Origin of the sequence: Pseudomonas sp. LTJR-52 (assembly GCF_003691465.1) — a bacterium.
GTDB lineage: Bacteria > Pseudomonadota > Gammaproteobacteria > Pseudomonadales > Pseudomonadaceae > Chryseomonas > Chryseomonas luteola.
Map to the genome: position 1 here is coordinate 3,042,391 of NZ_CP033105.1, position 21,222 is coordinate 3,063,612.

20 protein-coding genes are annotated in these 21,222 nt (G+C 53.1%); 12 read left to right on the forward strand and 8 right to left on the reverse strand.

Annotated features, from left to right (window positions below):
• Positions 1-61: 61 nt before the first annotated feature.
• Positions 62-328, reverse strand: a complete 267-nt coding sequence (locus tag EAW52_RS26420; RefSeq protein WP_074827344.1) for a hypothetical protein — start codon at positions 326-328, stop codon at positions 62-64.
• 115 nt (positions 329-443) lie between these two features.
• Between EAW52_RS26420 and rapA the strand changes: the two genes are divergently transcribed.
• Positions 444-3,266, forward strand: a complete 2,823-nt coding sequence (gene rapA / locus EAW52_RS14235) for an RNA polymerase-associated protein RapA (protein ID WP_122042996.1) — start codon at positions 444-446, stop codon at positions 3,264-3,266.
• Between the two features lie 43 nt (positions 3,267-3,309).
• On the opposite strand, the gene EAW52_RS14240 is transcribed toward rapA, so the two are convergent.
• From EAW52_RS14240 to apbC, 4 genes are all read right to left on the reverse strand, one after another.
• Positions 3,310-4,116, reverse strand: a complete 807-nt coding sequence (locus tag EAW52_RS14240) for an MOSC domain-containing protein (protein WP_122042997.1) — start codon at positions 4,114-4,116, stop codon at positions 3,310-3,312.
• 96 nt (positions 4,117-4,212) lie between these two features.
• On the reverse strand, positions 4,213-5,142 hold the full coding sequence (locus tag EAW52_RS14245; protein ID WP_019365402.1) for a chemotaxis protein CheV: 930 nt from the start codon (positions 5,140-5,142) through the stop codon (positions 4,213-4,215).
• Between the two features lie 256 nt (positions 5,143-5,398).
• Entirely contained in the window at positions 5,399-5,965 is a 567-nt protein-coding gene (dcd, locus tag EAW52_RS14250; RefSeq protein ID WP_010797827.1) for a dCTP deaminase, read from the reverse strand.
• A gap of 125 nt (positions 5,966-6,090) precedes the next feature.
• Entirely contained in the window at positions 6,091-7,185 is a 1,095-nt protein-coding gene (gene apbC / locus EAW52_RS14255) for an iron-sulfur cluster carrier protein ApbC (protein WP_010797826.1), read from the reverse strand.
• Between the two features lie 162 nt (positions 7,186-7,347).
• Between apbC and metG the strand changes: the two genes are divergently transcribed.
• The 7 genes from metG to EAW52_RS14290 all read left to right on the forward strand — a co-directional run bounded on the left by metG (position 7,348) and on the right by EAW52_RS14290 (position 15,054).
• Positions 7,348-9,393, forward strand: a complete 2,046-nt coding sequence (gene metG / locus EAW52_RS14260; RefSeq protein ID WP_122042998.1) for a methionine--tRNA ligase — start codon at positions 7,348-7,350, stop codon at positions 9,391-9,393.
• 133 nt (positions 9,394-9,526) lie between these two features.
• Entirely contained in the window at positions 9,527-10,675 is a 1,149-nt protein-coding gene (locus tag EAW52_RS14265; RefSeq protein ID WP_122042999.1) for an ABC transporter substrate-binding protein, read from the forward strand.
• Positions 10,672-11,745, forward strand: coding sequence for an iron ABC transporter permease (locus EAW52_RS14270; RefSeq protein WP_122043000.1), 1,074 nt, complete (start codon positions 10,672-10,674; stop codon positions 11,743-11,745). The genes EAW52_RS14265 and EAW52_RS14270 overlap by 4 nt, the downstream gene beginning before the upstream one ends.
• Positions 11,745-12,527, forward strand: a complete 783-nt coding sequence (locus EAW52_RS14275) for an ABC transporter ATP-binding protein (RefSeq protein ID WP_122043001.1) — start codon at positions 11,745-11,747, stop codon at positions 12,525-12,527. Before EAW52_RS14270 ends, EAW52_RS14275 begins: the two co-directional genes overlap by 1 nt.
• 140 nt (positions 12,528-12,667) lie before the next feature.
• Positions 12,668-14,047, forward strand: a complete 1,380-nt coding sequence (locus EAW52_RS14280) for an RnfABCDGE type electron transport complex subunit B (protein ID WP_122043002.1) — start codon at positions 12,668-12,670, stop codon at positions 14,045-14,047.
• Positions 14,048-14,091: 44 nt separating this feature from the next.
• Complete coding sequence (gene nth, locus EAW52_RS14285) at positions 14,092-14,730, forward strand: endonuclease III (protein WP_074827356.1); 639 nt, start codon at positions 14,092-14,094, stop codon at positions 14,728-14,730.
• Between the two features lie 144 nt (positions 14,731-14,874).
• Positions 14,875-15,054, forward strand: coding sequence for a PA3496 family putative envelope integrity protein (locus EAW52_RS14290; protein WP_010797819.1), 180 nt, complete (start codon positions 14,875-14,877; stop codon positions 15,052-15,054).
• 98 nt (positions 15,055-15,152) lie between these two features.
• Here EAW52_RS14290 and EAW52_RS14295 read toward each other — a convergent pair whose 3' ends face one another.
• Both EAW52_RS14295 and EAW52_RS14300 read right to left on the reverse strand, forming a co-directional pair.
• A complete protein-coding gene (locus EAW52_RS14295; protein ID WP_019365393.1) occupies positions 15,153-16,370 on the reverse strand; it encodes an argininosuccinate synthase in 1,218 nt (405 codons plus the stop codon).
• 109 nt (positions 16,371-16,479) lie between these two features.
• On the reverse strand, positions 16,480-17,430 hold the full coding sequence (locus EAW52_RS14300) for an OmpA family protein (protein ID WP_122043003.1): 951 nt from the start codon (positions 17,428-17,430) through the stop codon (positions 16,480-16,482).
• Positions 17,431-17,674: 244 nt separating this feature from the next.
• On the opposite strand from EAW52_RS14300, the gene pyrC reads away from it, so the two are divergent.
• The 4 genes from pyrC to bfr all read left to right on the forward strand — a co-directional run bounded on the left by pyrC (position 17,675) and on the right by bfr (position 20,399).
• Positions 17,675-18,718, forward strand: a complete 1,044-nt coding sequence (gene pyrC, locus EAW52_RS14305; protein WP_122043004.1) for a dihydroorotase — start codon at positions 17,675-17,677, stop codon at positions 18,716-18,718.
• Positions 18,719-18,747: 29 nt separating this feature from the next.
• Positions 18,748-19,395: a ribonuclease T gene (gene rnt / locus EAW52_RS14310; protein ID WP_372238922.1), complete on the forward strand. Its 648-nt coding sequence runs from the start codon at positions 18,748-18,750 to the stop codon at positions 19,393-19,395.
• A 125-nt stretch (positions 19,396-19,520) separates the two neighbouring features.
• Positions 19,521-19,736 (forward strand): bacterioferritin-associated ferredoxin, encoded by a 216-nt coding sequence (locus EAW52_RS14315; protein WP_073450677.1) that lies wholly within the window; start codon positions 19,521-19,523, stop codon positions 19,734-19,736.
• Between the two features lie 186 nt (positions 19,737-19,922).
• Positions 19,923-20,399, forward strand: a complete 477-nt coding sequence (bfr, locus tag EAW52_RS14320; protein WP_019365389.1) for a bacterioferritin — start codon at positions 19,923-19,925, stop codon at positions 20,397-20,399.
• A gap of 74 nt (positions 20,400-20,473) precedes the next feature.
• Here bfr and EAW52_RS14325 read toward each other — a convergent pair whose 3' ends face one another.
• The gene (locus EAW52_RS14325) at positions 20,474-21,208 is read right to left on the reverse strand and encodes a dienelactone hydrolase family protein (protein WP_122043006.1); all 735 of its coding nucleotides are present in this window, start codon (positions 21,206-21,208) and stop codon (positions 20,474-20,476) included.
• Positions 21,209-21,222 lie beyond the last annotated feature (14 nt).

Sequence of the window (21,222 nt, forward strand, 5' to 3'; positions counted from 1 at the left end):
CCTCTCTTGGCATTGACTTATACAGAGCGCTATATATGGCTTGATAGAACCCAGCCGCCGCCTAAACTTTGATATCAACACACTGCCCTTTTTCGGAAGGTTCCATCAATGCTTCGGCACGCTCATCCGGCAGTAAAACCTGCAGTCCCCGCTTACGCTTGCGACGTTTTTCGCTTTCCTGCTCCAACTTTTGTTCATCCAGAACGGATTGAAAGCCTGCTTCCTTTGCATGAGCGACAGCTGTTACTGGAGCGATGTCCGGTCGAGGCTTTACGGAATCGTGCTGCGTAGTGATCGGAATCAAGGCTTGCGGTATGGGCGGTAACATCAACTTGTCCTCTCGCGATATACCTATTTAAAGATTTTATGCCATCAGGCTTTGGCCTCGGCGGGCGCATTCGTTAACATAACCGGCTTTTTGAATGGGCGGGAGAAGCTACTACATGGCGCAGTATCAACCTGGGCAACGTTGGATCAGTGACAGTGAAGCCGAGCTGGGGCTCGGTACCATCCTGGCACAGGATGGACGCCTTCTGACCGTACTGTATCCGGCTACCGGAGAAACACGCCAGTATGCTCAACGCAACGCACCCTTGACCCGCGTACGCTTCGCACCAGGTGATGAAATCACCCACTTCGAAGGCTGGAAACTCACCGTTCGTGAGGTGGAAGAAAATGAAGGCCTGCTCACCTATCACGGTTTGAATGCCAAAAACGAACCTCGCACGATGACCGAGGCTGAACTGTCCAACTTTATTCAGTTCCGTCTGGCAAGTGATCGTCTTTTCGCAGGTCAAATCGACCCGCTTTCCTGGTTCAGCCTGCGTTACCACACACTTGAACACAGCAGTCGTCTCTTACAATCGCCGCTCTGGGGGCTGGCAGGCGCTCGAGCCCAACCTATCCCACACCAGCTGCATATTGCCCGTAGTGTAGCCGACCGTATTGCTCCGCGTGTCCTTTTGGCCGACGAAGTGGGCCTTGGCAAGACGATCGAAGCAGGTCTTGTTATCCATCGCCAGCTGCTCAGTGGTCGTGCGCGCCGCATTCTGATTCTTGTGCCTGAAAACCTCCAGCATCAGTGGCTGGTAGAGATGCGCCGGCGCTTCAATCTGGAAGTCGCCCTGTTCGATTCAGAGCGCTTCCGCGCCAGTGACGCGACCAATCCTTTTGAAGATAATCAAATTGCTTTGGTCTCTTTGGACTGGCTAAAGCGTGATGAGCGCGCCCAGGACGCCGCGTTTGCAGCCGGCTGGGACCTTATGGTTGTGGATGAAGCCCATCACCTTGTATGGCACCCGGAACAGGTGAGCCCCGAATATGCTCTGGTCGAGCAGCTGGCTGAAGTCATCCCTGGCGTCCTGCTTCTGACCGCTACGCCCGAACAGCTTGGCCAAGACAGCCACTTTGCCCGCCTGCGCCTGCTGGACCCTAATCGCTTCCACGATCTTGAAGCATTCCGTAATGAAAGTGCCAATTACCGCCCGGTTGCCGAAGCTGTTCAAGAGCTGCTGGACCACGGCACGATGAGCGATGCTTCACGTGCTGCCATTCATGGCTTCCTGGGCGAGGAAGGCGACACGCTGCTTACATCCGCTGCGGCTGGTGATGAAGAGGCTCGCTCACGTCTTATTCGTGAGCTGCTGGACCGTCACGGGACAGGTCGGGTTCTTTTCCGTAATACTCGCGCTGCAGTGCTGGGCTTTCCAGAGCGAAACCTGGATGCATCAGCCTTGCCCTTCCCGGATCAGTACATGGATGCCAGCGCCTCGCTGTATCCTGAAACACTGTATGTTCCAGAGGATGAAAACGATCGCTGGTGGCGCCATGACTCACGTGTAGAGTGGCTGATTGAAACCCTCAAAGGCTTGAAAAAATTCAAGGTTCTAGTCATCTGCGCACATGCAGAGACTGCACTGGATTTGGAAGACGCCTTGCGACTGCGCTCGGGTATTCCGGCCACGGTTTTCCATGAGCGGATGAGCATTCTTGAGCGTGACCGGGCTGCCGCCTACTTCGCTGACGAAGAATTTGGGGCGCAGGTACTGATCTGCTCTGAAATTGGTAGTGAAGGACGCAACTTCCAGTTTGCCCATCATCTCGTGTTGTTCGATCTACCCGCGCACCCTGACTTGCTGGAGCAGCGAATCGGCCGTTTGGACCGGATCGGTCAGCGCCACACTATTCAGCTGCATGTTCCCTACCTCGAAGGTAGCGCACAGGAGCGCAAGTTCCAGTGGTACCACCATGCCCTGAATGCGTTTCTGTCAACCTGCCCTACCGGCAATACGCTAGAGCAGCGCTTCGGTGAACAGCTCAACACGCTGCTCCCTGGTGGAGATGAAGACAGCTGGCAAGCTCTGCTTGAAGAGGGTCGCCGCACACGTGAAGCACTTGAAGCCGAGCTGCATACAGGCCGCGATCGGTTACTTGAGCTTAACTCCAGTGGCTCCGGCGCAGGTGAAGAGCTTCAGGAGGCGATCCTGGAACAGGATGACGAGTTTGCACTGCCGATCTATATGGAGAAGCTATTGGATGCCTTTGGTGTTGACAGTGAAGACCACTCCGATAATGCGCTCATCCTCAAGCCCAGCGAAAAAATGCTCGATGCAGGCTTCCCGCTGGGTAACGATGAAGGCGTGACGATTACCTATGATCGGGATCTGGCCTTGGCACGTGAAGACATGCAGTTTCTAACCTGGGAGCACCCTATGGTCCAGGGCGGCATGGACCTTGTGCTATCAGGCTCGATGGGCAACACGGCAGTAGCGCTAATCAAGAACAAGGCACTCAAGCCTGGCACAGTACTGCTTGAACTGCTTTACGTCAGCGAGGCGGTAGCCCCACGTTCACTTCAGTTGACTCGCTTCCTGCCCCCTATTGCCCTTCGTTGCCTGCTGGATGCAAACGGCAATGATCTGGCTGCACGCGTTTCGTTCGAGACGCTTAATGATCAGCTGGAAAGCGTACCACGCGGAAGCGCCAACAAGTTTGTTCAAGCCCAGCGTGACGCCTTGAGCAAACTCGTGGCGGCTGGCGAAGGCAAGGTATTGCCTCGTCATAACGAGCGCGTCGAACTGGCACGTCAGCGTTTCGTTGCCAATATGGACGAGGAACTGGCTCGCTTGACGGCATTGCAAGCCGTCAACCCAAGTGTTCGTGATACTGAAATCGACACCCTGCGTCAGCAGCGTGAAGAAGGTATTGCCCATTTGGACAAAGCATCGCTACGCCTCGAATCCATACGAGTTCTAGTAGCTGGTTGATGACAAAGGCCCTTCTCAGAAGGGCCTTTTCATTTCCACTGCGCTATGCCAGCACCTCAACAGGCATGCCGATATTCACTGCGCCTGGATTAAGCTGGATCAGATTCTGCCCAAAGTAAACGGCGCCCTCACGCTCTCTATAAGTTTTCAGTGTTGCTAAAGGCTCCCGGTCATGACTGCGTAAGCTGGTAACCGGATCAACAGTAATCAGTACACACCGAGAGCAAGGCTTCACAATACGAAATTCAACCTCACCTATTCGTATATGCGCCCAGTCATCCTCCGCGTAAGCCTTACTACCTTCAACGACCAGATTAGGTCTGAACCGCCTCATATCCAAAGGCCGGCCCACGCGCTGAGCCAGATCATTTAGAGAGGCCTGGCCAATCAGTAGCAATGGAAAACCATCTGCGAAATTAACGTAATCACCAGGACTGGCATAAGCAGTATCAACCTGACGCGCCCGACTTTCGGGCATGTGCACCAAGCGACAAGGCCTGTCCAGAAAGGTGCTTAACCAGGCATTGGCTTCCTCTCCTGCCTCTGGAACCTGGAACGTGTCTCGCCAGAGTGTGACGCCCTGCAGGGCCTCATCTGGCAGAGGAACGGAAACTTCAAGCGCTGGCATTCCAGGGGCATTAAGCGAGAGGCAAACGTTACTGATCCAACGGGCTACAATCTGCCCCATGTTGGGTAACAATCGCTGGGTCAGGAAACGTCCTGTCGAAGCCTCTACCACCATCCATCGCCGATCTCCCGCCACGCCTAGGCAATCAATATCGGCACGTTCAAGAGGCTCAGGCGCAGTAGATTTGACGGGATAACGATAGAGTCCGCTGAGATGAAGCATGGCACGGCTTCCTGTCGACCAAAGAAGCCGTGAGTCTAGAAAAGATCAGTGCCTGTGTGCAGACTTGACGGTCAAAATTATCGTCAGGACCTACACTTATTGGTCTAGCAGGCTCAATCGGGTTCGTACCGCCTCAACCAACAAATCAGGCTGGAACTTGGACAGAAATGCGTTGCAGCCTACTTTCTTGACCATCGCCTCGTTGAAACTACCGGACAGCGAGGTATGAAGTACAACGTAAAGGCTACTGAGCTGAGGATCCTGACGGATCTCCGTCGTTAGACGATAGCCATCCATCTCCGGCATTTCAGCGTCTGTAATAAGCATTAACAGCTTTTCAGAGACATTGACCCCGTCCTTGGCCCATTGCTTGAGCTTTTGCAACGCCTTAAGACCATCCGTAGCGATATGGAACGTCAAACCGAGCTGCGTCAACGTGTCGTGCATCTGATTGAGCGCGGTGCTGGAGTCATCCACCAACATAATCTCACGTGACTTCGCTTTGGTTAGCAACGAGTCGTCCAAGCGCTCGCGGGAGACCTTGACGTTATAAGGCACGATTTCAGCTAGTACTTTTTCTACATCGATGACTTCGATCAGCTTGTCCTCAAACTTGGTAATAGCCGTTAGATAATGTTGACGACCGGCTCCACCCGGAGGGGGTTGGATGCTGTCCCAGTTAAGGTTGATGATGCGATCCACGCTTCCTACCAGGAACGCCTGGACGGTTCGGTTGTACTCAGTGACGATAATCGTGCTGTTTTGATCAGGCACAATCGGCCTCATGCCAATGGCACATGCCAGGTCAATAACCGGCAGTGTTTGTCCGCGCAGATGAATGACACCGCAGACCATCGGATTACGCTTGGGCATTAAAGTCAGTTTGGGCAGGTGCAGCACTTCCTGCACCTTAAACACGTTGATGGCAAACATCTGCCGACTGGACAGACGAAACATCAGAATTTCCAGACGGTTCTCGCCTACCAGCTGCGTGCGCTGGTCGACAGAGTCAAGAATGCTAGCCATGCCAAATCTCCTAAGAATAGCGTTTCCTAGATATCGGCCAATTTGCAAGGACCTTGAAGCGAAACTCTGTAAAAGCCCGTCCGCTCAGCCACGATAGATGGCTGTATGGCTCTTACTGTATCGGCATGCGGTAGGGTCTACTTAAAGCGTTTATTATGCCTCCGTCTAACCGGCCTCTTAATACGGTTGAGCAGACTGGTTAGATCAACAGGCATGAAAAAGCCGGGACACGCCCGGCTTCGGCCACTATTGTCAATCAGGCTTTCGGCAGTGTTACGCCGCGTTGCCCCTGATACTTTCCACCACGGTCCTTGTAGGACACCTCGCAAGGCTCGTCAGATTCCAGGAACAGCATTTGAGCCACGCCTTCGTTAGCGTAGATCTTAGCTGGCAGGTTTGTAGTATTGGAGAACTCCAGTGTTACGTGCCCTTCCCACTCCGGCTCAAGCGGCGTGACATTCACGATAATGCCACAGCGGGCATAAGTGCTTTTGCCAAGGCAGATGGTCAATACGTTACGAGGAATACGGAAGTACTCGACGGTACGCGCCAGCGCAAAGGAGTTTGGCGGAATAACGCAAACATCTCCCTTGATATCGACGAAGCTTTTTTCATCGAAATTCTTCGGGTCGACGGTAGCTGAATGGATGTTGGTGAATACTTTGAACTCATCAGCGCAGCGCACATCGTAACCGTAGCTGGACACGCCAAAAGAGATCAGCCGGTCGGCTCCCTCCCCACGCATCTGCCGCTCAACGAACGGCTCGATCATGCCGTGTTCCTGGGCCATGCGGCGAATCCACTTATCTGCTTTGATGCTCATGGCACTGTCCTGTCAGGGGTAAAAACATAACCGCACATCTTACCGGTACGGCGGCACTCATCAAAGACCTAAACCATGAGAAAGCGAAGGACCAACGCTATTCAGTCCCTCGTTCGTCAATGGTATCAGTCGTCCGAAACCGTGATGGTGGGCATGATGGCAGCCTTTTTCCCACTCTGGGCAATGCGTGCGCCAACATGACGCGCCATATCCTGATAAATCATGGCGATCTGGCTGTCTGGATCAGCAATGGCCGTAGGACGTCCTTGGTCCGCCTGCTCGCGAATAGCCATGGATAGCGGCAGAGAGGCTAGAAGATCAACCCCATACTGACTGGCAAGCTTGTTGCCGCCGCCCTCGCCAAACAAATGCTCGGCATGACCACAATTCGAGCAGATGTGCACAGCCATATTCTCGACTACGCCCAACACTGGAATATTGACCTTACGGAACATCTCAACGCCCTTCTTGGCATCAAGAAGGGCCAGATCCTGCGGAGTCGTTACGATGACAGAACCAGCTACAGGAACCTTCTGGGCCAGCGTAAGCTGGATGTCACCCGTGCCTGGCGGCATATCGATGACGAGGTAATCCAGATTATTCCAGGCGGTCTGAGTAATCAGCTGCAGCAGCGCGCCCGACACCATCGGACCACGCCACACCACAGGTGTGCGCTCATCGGTCAGGAAAGCCATGGACATGACTTCGACCCCATGTGCCACCAGCGGAATGAACCACTTCTCATCCTGGATCTTGGGACGTGTACCTTCAGGCAAACCAAACATGATGCCCTGGCTGGGGCCGTAGATGTCGGCATCCAGGATACCTACTCGAGCCCCTTCACGTGCCAGGGCCAGCGCGAGGTTGGCAGAAGTCGTGGACTTGCCGACCCCACCCTTACCAGACGCGACCGCAATAATATTCTTTACGTTCGACATCGCCTCAACCTGAGGCTGAGCCGCATGGGGCTTGATGACACACTGGATCTGGACATCCGCCTGGGTCACACCTGGCAGGTTTTCCAGCGAATTCTTGAGCACCTGTGCCATGCCATTCTTGAACAGTCCCGCCGCATAACCCAGTTCGATGCTAACGACGATGTGTCCGCCGTTAAGGGTGACATCGCGCAGGCAACCTGCGGTGACCAGGTCCTGATTGAGGTAGGGATCGGTGTACTGGCGCAGAGTGGCTTCTACCACTTCGCGGGTAAGTGCGCTCATAACAGCTCCAAACAAGGGTACGGTGTAATCGTAGTCACTATGCTACCGGTCAGACAGGATAAAACCTACCCGAATACTCAGCTATTGGACCAGGCGTGAAAAAAAACGGTTCGGCCTTTATAGTGTTCAATTATTTTTAGCCTTAATTGACAGTCGAGCCCTATGTCCGAACCCCGGAAGATTCTTGTCACTAGCGCCCTCCCCTATGCCAACGGTTCGATTCACCTTGGCCATATGTTGGAGTACATCCAGACTGACATCTGGGTGCGCTATCAAAAACTGCGCGGCAACCAGTGCATCTATGTCTGTGCCGATGATGCCCATGGCTCCGCCATCATGCTGCGCGCCGAACGTGAAGGCGTTACGCCGCAACAGCTTATTGATGGCGTTCGTACCGAGCACATGGCGGATTTCGCCGATTTTCTTATTGATTTCGACAATTACTATTCGACGCACTCGGAAGAGAACCGTGCGCTGGCAAGCCAGATCTATCTGAAGCTACGGGATGCTGGCCACATTGCTACACGTGCAGTGACCCAGTACTTCGACCCGGACAAGAACATGTTCCTGGCTGACCGCTTCATCAAGGGCACCTGCCCTAAATGCGGCACCGAGGATCAATATGGTGATAACTGCGAAAAGTGTGGCGCTACCTATGAGCCAACGGATCTGATCAATCCAAAGTCAGCCATCTCCGGCGCGACACCTGTTCTCAAGGAATCGCAACACTTCTTCTTCAAGCTACCTGACTTCGACGCCATGCTCAAAGGCTGGACGCGAGGCGGCGCCTTGCAGGAATCAGTAGCCAACAAAATTGCCGAATGGCTCGATGCTGGTCTGCAGGAGTGGGACATTAGCCGTGACGCGCCTTACTTTGGCTTCGAAATCCCTGATGCGCCTGGCAAGTATTTTTATGTCTGGCTGGACGCTCCAATTGGCTACATGGCCAGCTTCCAGAACCTGATCACTCATCGCCCGGAACTAGGCCTTGAGTTCGATGCATTCTGGGGCAAGGACTCAACCGCAGAGCTCTATCACTTTATTGGCAAGGACATCGTCAACTTCCATGCCTTGTTCTGGCCTGCCATGTTGGAAGGCGCAGGCTACCGAAAGCCTACCGCTGTCAACGTCCACGGGTACGTTACAGTCAACGGCCAAAAGATGTCCAAGTCGCGTGGCACTTTCGTTAAAGCGCGCACTTACCTTGAGCATCTCTCGCCTGAATACCTGCGTTACTACTATGCCGCCAAGCTGGGTCGCGGTGTAGATGATCTGGACCTGAACCTTGAAGATTTTGTCCAGAAAGTCAATTCCGATCTGGTGGGCAAGGTTGTCAATATCGCCAGCCGCTGTGCCGGCTTCATTCACAAGGGTAATAACGGGCTCTTGATCGAGGCAAACCCGGCACCTGAACTCTGGCAGGCATTTCAGGCCGCTGCGCCCAGCATCGCCGAAGCCTATGAAGGTCGGGAGTTTGGGCGTGCCATGCGTGAAATCATGGCGCTGGCCGACCAGGCTAACGCTTGGATTGCTGAAAAAGCGCCTTGGGCACTGGCCAAGCAGGAAGGCAAACAGGATGAAGTCCAGGCAATCTGCGCATTGGGCATCAATCTCTTCCGTCAACTGGTCATCTTCCTCAAGCCCGTACTCCCCAGGCTCGCAGAGGCCGCCGAAACGTTCCTGAATATAGCTCCGCTGCGCTGGGAAGATCTTTCAACGGCATTGGCGAATCATCAGCTAAACCCGTTTGCACCCCTCATGACACGAATCGAATCTGCAAAAGTGACCGAGATGATCGAAGCATCAAAAGAAGACCTGACTGCCAGCACTACAGCGCCTCAGGCCTCCAATAATGGTGAACTGGCTAAGGAGCCTATTGCAGGAACCATCGACTTCGATGCCTTTTCCGCTGTAGATCTGCGAGTAGCACGTATCGTCAAGGCTGAAGCGGTAGCGGGAGCCGACAAGCTTCTGCAACTCACGTTGGATATTGGCGACGAACTGCGCAATGTGTTCTCTGGGATCAAGAGCGCCTATGACCCCGCTACGCTGGAAGGTCGCCTTACTCTGTACGTTGCCAATCTGGCTCCCCGTAAGATGCGCTTTGGTGTTTCCGAAGGCATGGTGTTGGCAGCCGGTCCTGGTGGGAAGGATATTTTTCTGTTAAGTCCAGACGCGGGTGCCTTGCCAGGGCAGCGAGTGAAGTAATCAAAACGGCCGCTATAAGCGGCCGTTTTTCTTATAAGTGGTTGAACAATAACGGCTAAATATTGCAAAGAGACTTGAAAACATAAGCTGTTAGTCGCCTAATAATAAAGCATCTCATTTGCAGGGAAGAGTAATGTTTAATTCCATATTGTCTGGCAAGCGCTGGCTTGGCCTTCTATCAGGCTTTTCTCTGGCTGCCATGATGTCGAGCGGTCTTCATGCTGAGACTATTACTGATATCGCTGGCCGCCAGGTAGAAATTCCTGCCAAGGTTGACCGTATCCTTCTGGGCGAAGGACGGATGCTTTATGCACTGGCTCTACTGGAAGGCGACAAGCCACTCGACCGTATTGTTGGCTGGCAAGGTGAACTCAGTACCGTAGACAAGCAGGGCTACGCGGCCTATCAGGCCAAGTATCCTCAAATCGACAAGATCCCGACTATTGGCAAAACGTCTGAAGCCAGTGTCAACGATGAAAAAGCAATCTCTCTGAAGCCTGATATTGCAATCTTTGGGATTGCTGGCCACGGCCCGGGCGTCAAGAATGAGCTGGTAGAGCAGCTAAAGGCTGCAGGTGTGCCGGTTGTTTTCATTGATTTCCGTCAGCACCCCATGCAAAACACCATTCCCAGCATGCGTGTACTTGGCAAGGCTGTGCATCGAGAAAAGCAGGCTGAAGATTACATCGCGTTCTATCAACGTCATCTAGATAGAATTCAGAAAACCGTATCAACCATCCCTAGCGACAAACGTCCCAATGTCTTCATCGAAATGCTGGCAGGTATCTGGCCTGGCTCAGCGTGCTGCCATACGGCCGGTAAAGGCAACTTTGGCGAATTTATCGAAGCGGCTGGAGGCAACAACCTGGCCGCCCCCCTACTGCCTGGGGTAATCGGCGACATCAATGCCGAGACCCTTCTGAGTGTTAATCCAGATATCTACATTGCAAGTGGTACTCGGGACATGAGCTCCACTGACAACGGCCTGAAGTCAGGCACAGGCGTTACGGATGATGCCGCGACCGCCAGCCTGCAAGGTCTGCTCAAGCGTCAGGAAATCGCGCCGCTCAGAGCTGTTCATGAAGGCCGTACGTACGGCATCTGGCATAATTTCTATAACTCGCCCTACAACATTTTGGCCATCGAGGCATTTGCCAAATGGTTCTACCCGGACGCGTTCAAGGACGTCGACCCCAAGCAAACGCTGGATGAGCTGAACAATCAGTTCCTTCCTGTCGATATCCGTGGCGCCTACTGGACGCAAGCCAAGAGTAATCCATGAACGCCAAGCAATCGATTGAGCATCCTGCCCTGGATGCCTCTCTCTTTAACGATTACCGCTCGCTCCTGAGTAAGCGACTCCTTATTCTGGCGATCTTCGTAATCGCGATTGGTTGTTCGTTATTACTGGACTTTACGCTCGGGCCGGCCGGCCTGAGCGTCAGCGATCTCTGGCAAACCCTGGTGCACCGCGAGTCGGTCAGTCCCAGCCAGGCGGTTATTGTCTGGAATATTCGGCTCCCGCAAGCGCTCATGGCCGTTTGTGTCGGCGCAGCGTTAGGCCTTGCCGGCGCCGAAATGCAGACAATACTGAATAACCCACTGGCCAGTCCTTTCACGCTAGGGCTTTCACACGCCGCCGCGTTCGGAGCGGCCCTGGCCATTGTGTTGAATCTGGGCATTCCGGGTGTACCCAGCGAGTGGCTTATCTCGATCAACGCCTTTGTGTTTGTTCTGGCAGCAACCCTTCTACTCGACGTTGTCGCACGGCTTCGTCAAGCCACAACCAGCGCCATTGTGCTGTTCGGTATTGCCTTGGGCTTTACTTTTCAGGCACTAGTATCGCTGGTTCAATTTGTTGCCAGTGAAGATACGCTTTCAGGACTGGTCTTTTGGACCATGGGAAGCCTTGCCCGAGCCACCTGGCTCAAGCTCGGCATTCTGGCGCTAGCACTTGCCATCGCACTTCCCTTGTCGCTCCGTCGGGCATGGCAGTTGACAGCGTTACGACTCGGTGAGGATCGTGCAGCCAGCTTTGGAATCAATGTCAAGCGCCTAAGGCTAGGGACCCTGCTGAGAGTTAGTATTCTTACCGCCCTAGCTGTGGCGTTTGTAGGCACCATCGGCTTCATTGGCTTGGTAGGCCCGCACATTTCTCGCCTGATGTTTGGCGAAGACCATCGGTTCTATCTACCTGCCAGCGCCTTGGCCGGTGCGTTGATTCTTTCACTTGCATCTGTTGCATCCAAGAACCTGCTCCCCGGCGTGCTGATACCGGTTGGAATCGTAACGGCTCTTGTGGGTATTCCCTTTTTCCTCACGGTTGTCCTGCGTAACAAGGGAGGCCTGTAATGCACGCGTTATCTATGCAGGGGCTGAATGTTAGCTATGGCAAAAAAACGATTATTCAGGACCTTACTCTTAATGGCATTACGCATGGCAAGGTAACCGCCTTGCTCGGCCCCAACGGAAGCGGCAAGTCAACTTTACTCAAGGCCATCGCTGGCCTGACGCCAGCCAAAGGCACCATCACGCTGGACGAAGAGGCGCTTACCAGCCTGAGCTTTGCCAAACGCGCGGAAAAAGTGGTCTATCTTCCCCAGACATTGCCCGCTAGTGTCCATCTGCGTGTTTTCGAGTCGCTTCTGGTTGCACGCCGCGCCTCCGGGCAGCCACATGCCAAAGACACTGAGGACGCGCTTACCCTGCTTAGGCGCCTTGAGATCGAACACCTGGGTATGCACTACCTTGACCAGCTCTCTGGTGGACAAAAACAGTTGGTAGGCTTGGCACAGGCCCTGATCCGCAGACCGACACTGCTTTTACTTGATGAGCCCCTGAGCGCACTCGATCTGAACTTCCAGTTTCATGTGATGGACGTGATAGCCCAGGAAACACGTCAGCGCGATATGGTTACCCTTATCGTGTTGCACGATATCAACATCGCCTTGAGACAAACCGACCATATTGTCATGCTCAAGAATGGACGCTTGGCGGCTCACGGCACTCCGCAGAGCGTGATCGATGCAGATAGTCTGGCAGAAGTTTATGGAGTTCGCGCACGGATTGAGTCTTGCTCCAAAGGGCGACCGCAAGTCCTGATCGATGGCCTCCATAGTGCCTCGTTGATCTAGCAACCTGCCGCTGGCCAGCGGCAGGTGTTCATTCGTGGCCATATCCCGGATAATACGCCCCTGTCTGGCTATCCGCTTTATCTGCTGACCATGCTTGAATTTGTTTTTGGCGCCATGCGCACGTCACTGGATGTATGTGCATGAGCCTGATACATGCAATCGACGCGCTTCTACCGCAAACCCAGTGCGGTAAATGTGGCCATCCTGGCTGTCTCCCTTATGCCACTTCCATTGCGGCGGGCGAAGCCATTAACAAATGTCCTCCCGGTGGGGATGAAACCATTCATGATCTAGCCGTGCTGCTGGGCGTCGAGGCCACGCCTTTGGACTCACCCTACCCGCCCACACCTGCTCAGGTAGCGTTCATTCGTGAGGCAGAGTGCATTGGCTGTACCAAATGCTTAAAGGCGTGCCCGGTAGATGCCATCGTAGGCGCAGCAAAGCTGATGCACACGGTCATGGCGGCTGAATGTACCGGATGTGAACTGTGCATTGCGCCTTGCCCTGTCGACTGCATCGACCTGAACCCGCTACCTGTACAACCTTCTCACGAACAGCAACGGCAGCAAGCGGCTCATTACCGCTTACGCTATGACGCACACAACGCACGTCTGGCGCGTGAAGAGCAGCGTAAACAGGCCGAGCGAGATGCACGTCTGGCACGCTCTCAATTGTCGACAGAGGCGGTTCAAACTGCCACGTCAGTCGATCCTGTCCAGGCAGCAATATCGCGCATTAAAGCTCAGAAAGATCCATCCACTGATGCGGACGTAATACTTAAAAAACTCAAGATCAATGCCTCTACAGCCCAAATGGCGCTCAAGAAGGCTGAAAAGCAGCTGGCTCAGCGTGCTACACAACAATTGGAAGATCAGGTTAAATGGCTCAAGCAGGCCGCTGAAGCCGCTCAGCAAGCGCTGGATGAAGCGCTGAGTGGTAGCCGCCCTTCAAGCCAAGCCCAACCGATTGATGTTTCTGTTGAAATAAAGCGAGCCAAAATCAACGCTGCCATGGCACGAGCGCAACTCAGTAAAGCTGAGAAAGCATTCGGGCAACAGCCAACCCCGGAACAGCAAGAGCAGCTGAGCATGCTTCACGGTTCAGCTGCCGCTGCTGCACAAGCCCTGGCAAATCTTGAAGATCAGACGCCCTCCAAGACGCCGGACGCATTGAAACAGGCAAAGTTGGGTCTAGTAAGTGCCCGTGCCGCGTTTCTCTCGGCAGAGCGTAACGGTGCGCCTCAAGAGGAGCTTTCGCAACTACGCCAAATGCTTCATCAGGCTGAGAACGCTTTGGACATGGCTGAAAAGGCTTCAGACAGACCTCTGCCGGAGCATACTCGGATACAGAAAAGCCCTGTCGACCCTCTAACGCGGACCCTTAAGACGCAGATCGCTTATGCCAAGGCAGAAGTAAAACGCCTTGAACGCGACAGGGACACTTCCGAGAATGTCTTGTTGGAAGTGCGTGGCCGATTGACTGAGCTTGAAAATAAACTGTCAGAGCATTTGGCATCGTAATGATACGTTAGCCCTTATACCGCGAAAGCCGAGCCACTATTCCCATGAATGCCGCCAAACGCCTGGAAATTTTTCGTCGTCTCCACGAGGACAACCCTGATCCCAAGACCGAGCTGTCCTACACGACGCCTTTCGAATTACTGATTGCCGTAATGCTATCGGCACAAGCCACCGATAAAGGGGTCAATAAGGCAACCGCAAAGTTGTTCCCAGTGGCCAACACTCCGGAAACCCTGTATGCCCTTGGTGTAGATGGGCTTTCTGCATACATCAATACAATCAATTTCTATAACACAAAAGCCAAGAACGTTATCGAGACCTGCCGTATTTTGATCGAGCAGCACAACGGTGAAGTCCCACAGACACGTGAGGCACTGGAAGCCCTTCCTGGCGTAGGTCGTAAAACTGCAAATGTCATTTTAAATACAGCGTTTCGGCAGTTTGCAATGGCCGTTGATACGCATATTTTCCGTGTCAGCAACCGGACCAATCTTGCTCCAGGAAAAAATGTAGTTGAGGTGGAGCAAAAGCTTCTCAAGGTGGTTCCGAAGGAATATTTGCTGGATGCACACCACTGGTTGATTCTGCATGGGCGCTACGTGTGTCAGGCGCGAAAACCCCGCTGTGGGAGCTGTCGCATTGAGGACCTGTGCGAATACAAAGCCAAGACATCGGATAATTGATAAGTACCGTAACTTTCAAGCTGATCGATTAAAAAAATCTTTTTTACGACTCATCACTTTGTCGCTATAAGGTGCGCCAAAAGGGCTGTGTAGTCCTCTCAAACTGCACCCGCTCCTTGACCACCTCATGCTAGGAGTTTTTTCATGGCGAGCGAGAAAAGTGATATCGAACTTGATGATGACTTCGTAGAAACCGAGGGTGACGTTGAGGCTGCTGATGTGCCTGTCAGCAAAACCAACCTTACCAAGCGCCGCTTGATAGACAATATGCTTGAAGAGCGTCGCTTGAAGCGTCAGATCTCGGAATACGATTTCGATCTGTAAATAAAAAAAGCCCGGTTGGGCTTTTTTTATTAGCGTTTAAGAGCGAGAGCCCCTCCAGACGGAAGGGCTGCCCAGGTATTGATCCGGGGCAAGATCACTCAAAACAATTTGCGGCCGCTATTAGCGGCGATACGCATACGCAGTGCATTGAGCTTGATGAAACCTGCTGCATCAGCCTGGTTGTAAGCACCACCGTCCTCTTCAAACGTAGCGATATTCGCATCAAACAGGGAGTCGTCAGATTTACGACCAACGACAATTACGTTGCCTTTATACAACTTCAGACGTACGACCCCGTTTACGTTGGACTGGGAAGCATCGATCATCTGCTGCAGCATCAGGCGTTCGGGACTCCACCAATAGCCAGTATAGATCAGGCTCGCATAGCGAGGCATGAGCTCATCCTTGAGGTGGGCGACTTCACGATCCAGGGTAATGGACTCGATAGCCCGGTGGGCCTTGAGCATGATGGTGCCGCCAGGCGTTTCATAGCAGCCACGCGACTTCATTCCCACGTAACGGTTCTCAACGATATCCAGACGGCCAATACCGTTTTCGCCACCGATGCGATTGAGTTCAGCCAGCACATGGGCAGGCGTCATGTCCTTGCCATCGATAGCCACGATATCACCAGCACGGTAAGTCAATTCGATATACGTCGGCTGATCCGGAGCAGCCTCTGGCGACTTGGTCCAGCGCCACATGTCCTCCTCATGCTCAGTCCATGTGTCTTCCAGCACACCACCTTCATAAGAGATGTGTAGGAGGTTAGCATCCATGGAATAAGGCGATTTTTTCTTGCCGTGACGCTCGATCGGGATATTGTGCTTTTCTGCATAATCCATGAGCTTTTCGCGGGACAACAAATCCCACTCACGCCAGGGTGCAATAACCTTTACGCCAGGCTTGAGCGCATAGGCTCCCAGTTCGAAGCGTACCTGATCATTGCCCTTGCCGGTTGCACCGTGGGAGATGGCATCAGCGCCCGTTTCGTTGGCAATTTCGATCAATCGCTTGGCGATAAGCGGACGAGCAATGGAAGTACCCAGCAGATATTCGCCTTCGTATACCGTATTCGCCCGGAACATCGGATAAACGAAATCACGAACGAATTCTTCACGCAGGTCTTCGATGAAGATTTCCTTGACGCCTAAAGCCTTGGCTTTAGCGCGAGCGGGCTCCACTTCTTCCCCTTGGCCAAGGTCCGCTGTAAATGTTACGACTTCACAGTTATAGGTATCCTGCAGCCACTTGAGGATCACCGAAGTATCCAGGCCGCCCGAATACGCCAGGACTACCTTCTTGACGTCCGTCATGCCACTCGCTCCCACGCATTGCTTAGAAAGAAGATGATTCTACTTGCCAAGCGGAGCTATTTATAGAGGCGCGACACAAGAAGTTGCCTAGGCGACACCCGGTGCGCTATTAACTGCTTGGCTTACCACCTTGCGAAGCTGTAGCTGGAACGGCCGCCGGCGCGTTGGCTGGCGCTGCCGTAGAAGACTCTGGCTTGGAGTCAGAGGCTACAGGCTCACGGGTAAACACCATCGACACCCTTCTGTTCTTGGCTCGATTTGCCTTGCTGTTATTGGCGACCAAAGGATACTGCTCTCCAAAAAAGCGAATTTCCATTTGCTCCTCAGGAACGCCGCTGGCTTTCAGGTACTGCATGACAGCCATTGCACGCAGCCGCGATTCCTGGCGGTTATCGAGTCGATTACCAGAATTATCGGTAAAGCCAGAAATCACTACATGGTTTACAGTGGGATCGGCTTTGAGATACTGAAGAATGATGTCCAGCTTGTTACGTGCCACTTCATCCAGATCACTTCCCCCCTTGGGAAAGCCAACCAGGGAGTGACGAATTTGATCAAAGTTGACTGGCAGAAGCTTGGCAGCACACAGCTGGAAATCCTGATACGCCGACTCAAACCTCGCGGGTAAAATACGAACCTCAAGCGGGTCGCCATTACGGCTACGCGACTTGATCAATGGACTGCGACCTTCCATCAATCCGGTCAGCAGGCGCCGCCCCTGACTCTCGCTCGTATTGAGCGGAGTATTGCCACTTTGAATTCTGATTGAACCCAGCGACTCATCACCTCGTCCCGGCTGCCATGGCGTAGCGGCAGCCAGCAGCGTCGCAGAGCCTTGGGAAAGCCAGTTTTCAGATGTTTTGAGCCTGAAGGTAGGTTGCTCTCCGGCACGACGAACAAACTCACCCGTACCAAAGCGGGGAACATCCTGAGAAAGCCGGCATTCAAACTGATCGCCCTCCACTTTCCATCCCGCTTTTTCAATGCGGTCCTGGAATGTGATGCCCATTGCCGGCAGGCTGGCCAGGAGCGGTAGAAGGGTCAAGTAACGAAGGCGCACGGGGAGGCTCCGAATCCAATAGAAGAATCTTACCCTTGTGATATCGGTTCATTACCCAGAAAACTTGAATACAATCAGCACCTGGATAGTACGCCAACGCTACGCAGGCGGCATTGCTTTAGAACAACTCTGCCTGTTTCACCCAATGGATCAGCTATTCTGAAATACTTCTAGGCTGGGCGGCGTGCCCGAGTCCGCCTTTTCCGGTAGCATTCTCTCCACATTTGTTCGCCTGGAAATCAGCATGTCCGACCGGATAACGCTTCGCCGTCCCGATGACTGGCATATACACCTCCGTGATGGTGCGGCCTTGAGCCAAACCGTAGCCGATGTTGCTCGCACCTTTGCCCGTGCCATCATCATGCCCAACCTGGTACCACCTGTACGCAATGCGGAACAAGCCGCGGCTTATCGCGAGCGTATTCTGGCTGCCCGCCCCGCCGCCAACCGCTTCGAACCGCTGATGGTATTGTACCTGACTGACCGCACCACACCAGACGAAATCCGTGCTGCCAAGGCGAGCGGCTTCGTACATGCCGTCAAGCTCTACCCTGCTGGCGCCACAACAAATTCCGACTCAGGGGTCACCTCGCTGGACAATATCTTTCCGGTATTGGAAACGATGGCCGAGGTAGGACTGCCGCTGCTGGTACATGGCGAAGTTACACGCTCAGAAGTCGACATTTTCGACCGTGAAAAGCGCTTTATCGACGAGCAGCTTAGCGTCATCGTCAGACGCTTCCCCGCGCTTCGGGTCGTGCTTGAACACATCACGACAGGCGATGCAGCACAATTTGTATGTGATGCGTCGGCGAACGTAGCCGCCACCATCACCGCGCATCATCTGCTCTATAATCGTAATCACATGCTGGTTGGCGGCATCCGTCCGCACTTTTTTTGTCTACCTATCCTTAAACGCAATACGCATCAGGAAGCGTTACTGGATGCCGCTGTCAGCGGAAGTCCAAAGTTCTTTCTGGGTACGGACTCAGCACCACACCCCAAACACGCCAAGGAGTCTGCATGCGGCTGCGCTGGCTGCTATACCGCCTATGCAGCACTTGAGCTGTATGCCGAAGCCTTCGAAAGCCGTGACGCGCTGGATAAATTAGAGGGCTTCGCCAGCCTGTTTGGCGCCGACTTTTATGGCCTTCCGCATAATACCGATACCGTAACGCTGGTGCGTGAAGAGTGGAAAGCACCTAGCTCCCTGCCTTTTGGCGATTTTGAAGTTGTGCCGCTGCGTGCCGGAGAAACGTTGCGTTGGCGTCTGGAGACCTCTGCATGAGTGATGATGAAGAACTGTTCGCGGAAGAAATGGAAAACACCGCGCCAATGTCCGACTCGCGTATTCCAATGGCCCGACGCTTTCGTGGCTATCTACCTGTAGTCGTGGACGTGGAAACCGGTGGCTTCAATGCGTCCACCGATGCGCTATTGGAAATAGCCGCTACTGTCATTGGGATGGATGAGAAAGGTTTTCTCTTCCCTGAGCACACCCATTTCTTTCGGGTCGAGCCGTTCGAAGGGGCCAATGTAGAACCTGCCGCGCTCGAGTTTACTGGCATCAAGCTTGATCACCCGCTGAGAATGGCCGTCAAGGAAGAACATGCCCTTACGGAGATCTTCCGTGGGGTGCGGAAATCTTTGAAGGCCAACGGTTGCAAGCGAGCCATTTTGGTAGGTCATAACAGTAGCTTTGATCTTGCGTTTCTCAACGCTGCGGTCTTGCGCTGTGGTATCAAACGAAACCCCTTTCACCCCTTCTCAAGCTTTGACACGGCTACATTAGCCGGACTGGCTTATGGGCAAACGGTACTAGCCAAAGCCTGCCAAAGCGCTGGAATCGAGTTTGATAATCGGGAAGCGCACTCTGCCCGTTATGACACGGAAAAAACGGCCGATCTGTTCTGCGGTATCGTCAATCGCTGGCGTGAGCTGGGCGGCTGGATGGACCCTGAATAAACCTTTTGCCGAGCGGCCATCGTGCCGCTCGGCAGGTTAATAACATTCCCTCCTATAACGCTTTGACAATCATTCTCACTACGATTAGTCTGCCGATATCTCTTTTCAGCCATAGACGAATCGCCATGTACGTATGTTTGTGCCGAGGTGTCACCGATAAGCAAATCCGTGAAGCTATCTACGAAGGATGCTGCAGCTATCGGGAAGTAAGGGAATGCACAGGAGTAGGTACTCAATGCGGTAAATGTGCCTGCCTGGCTAAAACGGTTGTCAGAGAAACCCTTGGCGAGCTTCAGGCGGCTCAAAGTCTGGCCTACCCTGTCGGATTATCCCAAGCTTGATAAACAGATTTTTAAGAACCGGGCATTTGGCCCGGTTTTTTTTATGTCTAAAATCAGTAGGTTATGAATCAGTTGCGAAAGCGTGTTATTCACAGATGTTTTTCATAATCAATTCAATAACTTACGTTTGACAAGCCCTCGCTTCGCGCCCAGACTTGTATTACATAATCCTTGGGCGGAGCCGTTATGAAAGGCGACATTAAAGTCATTCAGCATCTCAACAAGATACTTGGAAACGAGCTTGTTGCCATCAATCAGTACTTCCTCCATTCGCGCATGTATAACGACTGGGGCCTGAAAAAACTTGGCCACCATGAATACCATGAGTCAATCGACGAGATGAAGCATGCGGATCGTCTGATTGAGCGAATTCTGTTTCTTGAAGGCCTTCCAAACCTTCAGGATCTTGGCAAGTTGATGATTGGTGAAAATACCAAGGAAATGCTTGAATGTGACCTTCGCCTGGAAATCGCAGCGGTTGCCGACCTACGAGATGCAATTGTGTACTGTGAAAGTGTTCGAGACTATGTAAGTCGCGATATGCTCAAAGACATCCTGGAGTCTGAAGAGGAGCATATCGATTGGCTCGAAACTCAGTTGGGGCTGATCGACAAGGTAGGGATTGAGAACTACCTGCAATCCAATATGCATGACGACGATTAAATTTTACAGGTCATAAAAAGCCCGCCTATTGGCGGGCTTTTCTTAGACCAGGCACTGCTGTGGGTCTTCGCATACTAGCGCGACATGACCTCATCAAACAGATTGTGCATAGCCAGGAAGGCGCGTTTGGCAACAACCGGATTGTATTGCTGCTTGCCTGGATTATTGGCCTCCGGATCAGTAAAGGAATGGACAGCATTACCGTAACTGACAACTTGCCAATCGACATTGGCTGCGGTCATTTCTGCCTCGAAAGCAGAAATCTGTTCGCTAGGCACTAACGGATCAGCAGCCCCGTGCAGCACTAGAACGGGTGCTTTGATATTACGGGCATCTTCAGGATTTGGCGTATCCAGATTGGCATGGAAAGTGACAACAGCAGCCAATTCTGCACCTTCACGCGCCAACTCAAGCGCAGCACAGCCACCAAAGCAAAAGCCAATGGCAGCAATTTGTTTCGTGTCTATTGCAACAGTGCCTGCTTGAGCAACAAGCGCCTGATAAGCAGACTGCAGGCGCTTGCGTAGTAAAGCCCTATCATTACGAATCGGCATCATGGCTGCCAGCGCCTCATCTGCATTAGCAGGACGCACCTTCTGACCATAAAAATCCACGATGAAATAAACCAGCCCATCTTCGCTGGCAAGGCGCTTGGCTAAATCAATAGCACCTTGCGATACGCCCATCCAGTTAGGCGAAAGCAGAACTGCTGGCCGCGTCTGGGGCTGATCAGCATCGTAGACCAGCTGCCCTTCGAACGGCTGTCCATCGATCTCATACTGGATTGCCTTAACCGTCATTTCGGCCATGGGTTACCTCTTCG

Excerpts from the sequence above, each read along its gene's own strand:
- EAW52_RS26420 (WP_074827344.1), bottom strand. The coding sequence starts at position 328 with ATGTTACCGCCCATACCGCAAGCCTTGATTCCGATCACTACGCAGCAC.
- rapA (WP_122042996.1), top strand. The coding sequence starts at position 444 with ATGGCGCAGTATCAACCTGGGCAACGTTGGATCAGTGACAGTGAAGCC.
- EAW52_RS14240 (WP_122042997.1), bottom strand. The coding sequence starts at position 4,116 with ATGCTTCATCTCAGCGGACTCTATCGTTATCCCGTCAAATCTACTGCG.
- EAW52_RS14245 (WP_019365402.1), bottom strand. The coding sequence starts at position 5,142 with ATGGCTAGCATTCTTGACTCTGTCGACCAGCGCACGCAGCTGGTAGGC.
- dcd (WP_010797827.1), bottom strand. The coding sequence starts at position 5,965 with ATGAGCATCAAAGCAGATAAGTGGATTCGCCGCATGGCCCAGGAACAC.
- apbC (WP_010797826.1), bottom strand. The coding sequence starts at position 7,185 with ATGAGCGCACTTACCCGCGAAGTGGTAGAAGCCACTCTGCGCCAGTAC.
- metG (WP_122042998.1), top strand. The coding sequence starts at position 7,348 with ATGTCCGAACCCCGGAAGATTCTTGTCACTAGCGCCCTCCCCTATGCC.
- EAW52_RS14265 (WP_122042999.1), top strand. The coding sequence starts at position 9,527 with ATGTTTAATTCCATATTGTCTGGCAAGCGCTGGCTTGGCCTTCTATCA.
- EAW52_RS14270 (WP_122043000.1), top strand. The coding sequence starts at position 10,672 with ATGAACGCCAAGCAATCGATTGAGCATCCTGCCCTGGATGCCTCTCTC.
- EAW52_RS14275 (WP_122043001.1), top strand. The coding sequence starts at position 11,745 with ATGCACGCGTTATCTATGCAGGGGCTGAATGTTAGCTATGGCAAAAAA.
- EAW52_RS14280 (WP_122043002.1), top strand. The coding sequence starts at position 12,668 with ATGAGCCTGATACATGCAATCGACGCGCTTCTACCGCAAACCCAGTGC.
- nth (WP_074827356.1), top strand. The coding sequence starts at position 14,092 with ATGAATGCCGCCAAACGCCTGGAAATTTTTCGTCGTCTCCACGAGGAC.
- EAW52_RS14290 (WP_010797819.1), top strand. The coding sequence starts at position 14,875 with ATGGCGAGCGAGAAAAGTGATATCGAACTTGATGATGACTTCGTAGAA.
- EAW52_RS14295 (WP_019365393.1), bottom strand. The coding sequence starts at position 16,370 with ATGACGGACGTCAAGAAGGTAGTCCTGGCGTATTCGGGCGGCCTGGAT.
- pyrC (WP_122043004.1), top strand. The coding sequence starts at position 17,675 with ATGTCCGACCGGATAACGCTTCGCCGTCCCGATGACTGGCATATACAC.
- rnt (WP_372238922.1), top strand. The coding sequence starts at position 18,748 with ATGGAAAACACCGCGCCAATGTCCGACTCGCGTATTCCAATGGCCCGA.
- EAW52_RS14315 (WP_073450677.1), top strand. The coding sequence starts at position 19,521 with ATGTACGTATGTTTGTGCCGAGGTGTCACCGATAAGCAAATCCGTGAA.
- bfr (WP_019365389.1), top strand. The coding sequence starts at position 19,923 with ATGAAAGGCGACATTAAAGTCATTCAGCATCTCAACAAGATACTTGGA.
- EAW52_RS14325 (WP_122043006.1), bottom strand. The coding sequence starts at position 21,208 with ATGGCCGAAATGACGGTTAAGGCAATCCAGTATGAGATCGATGGACAG.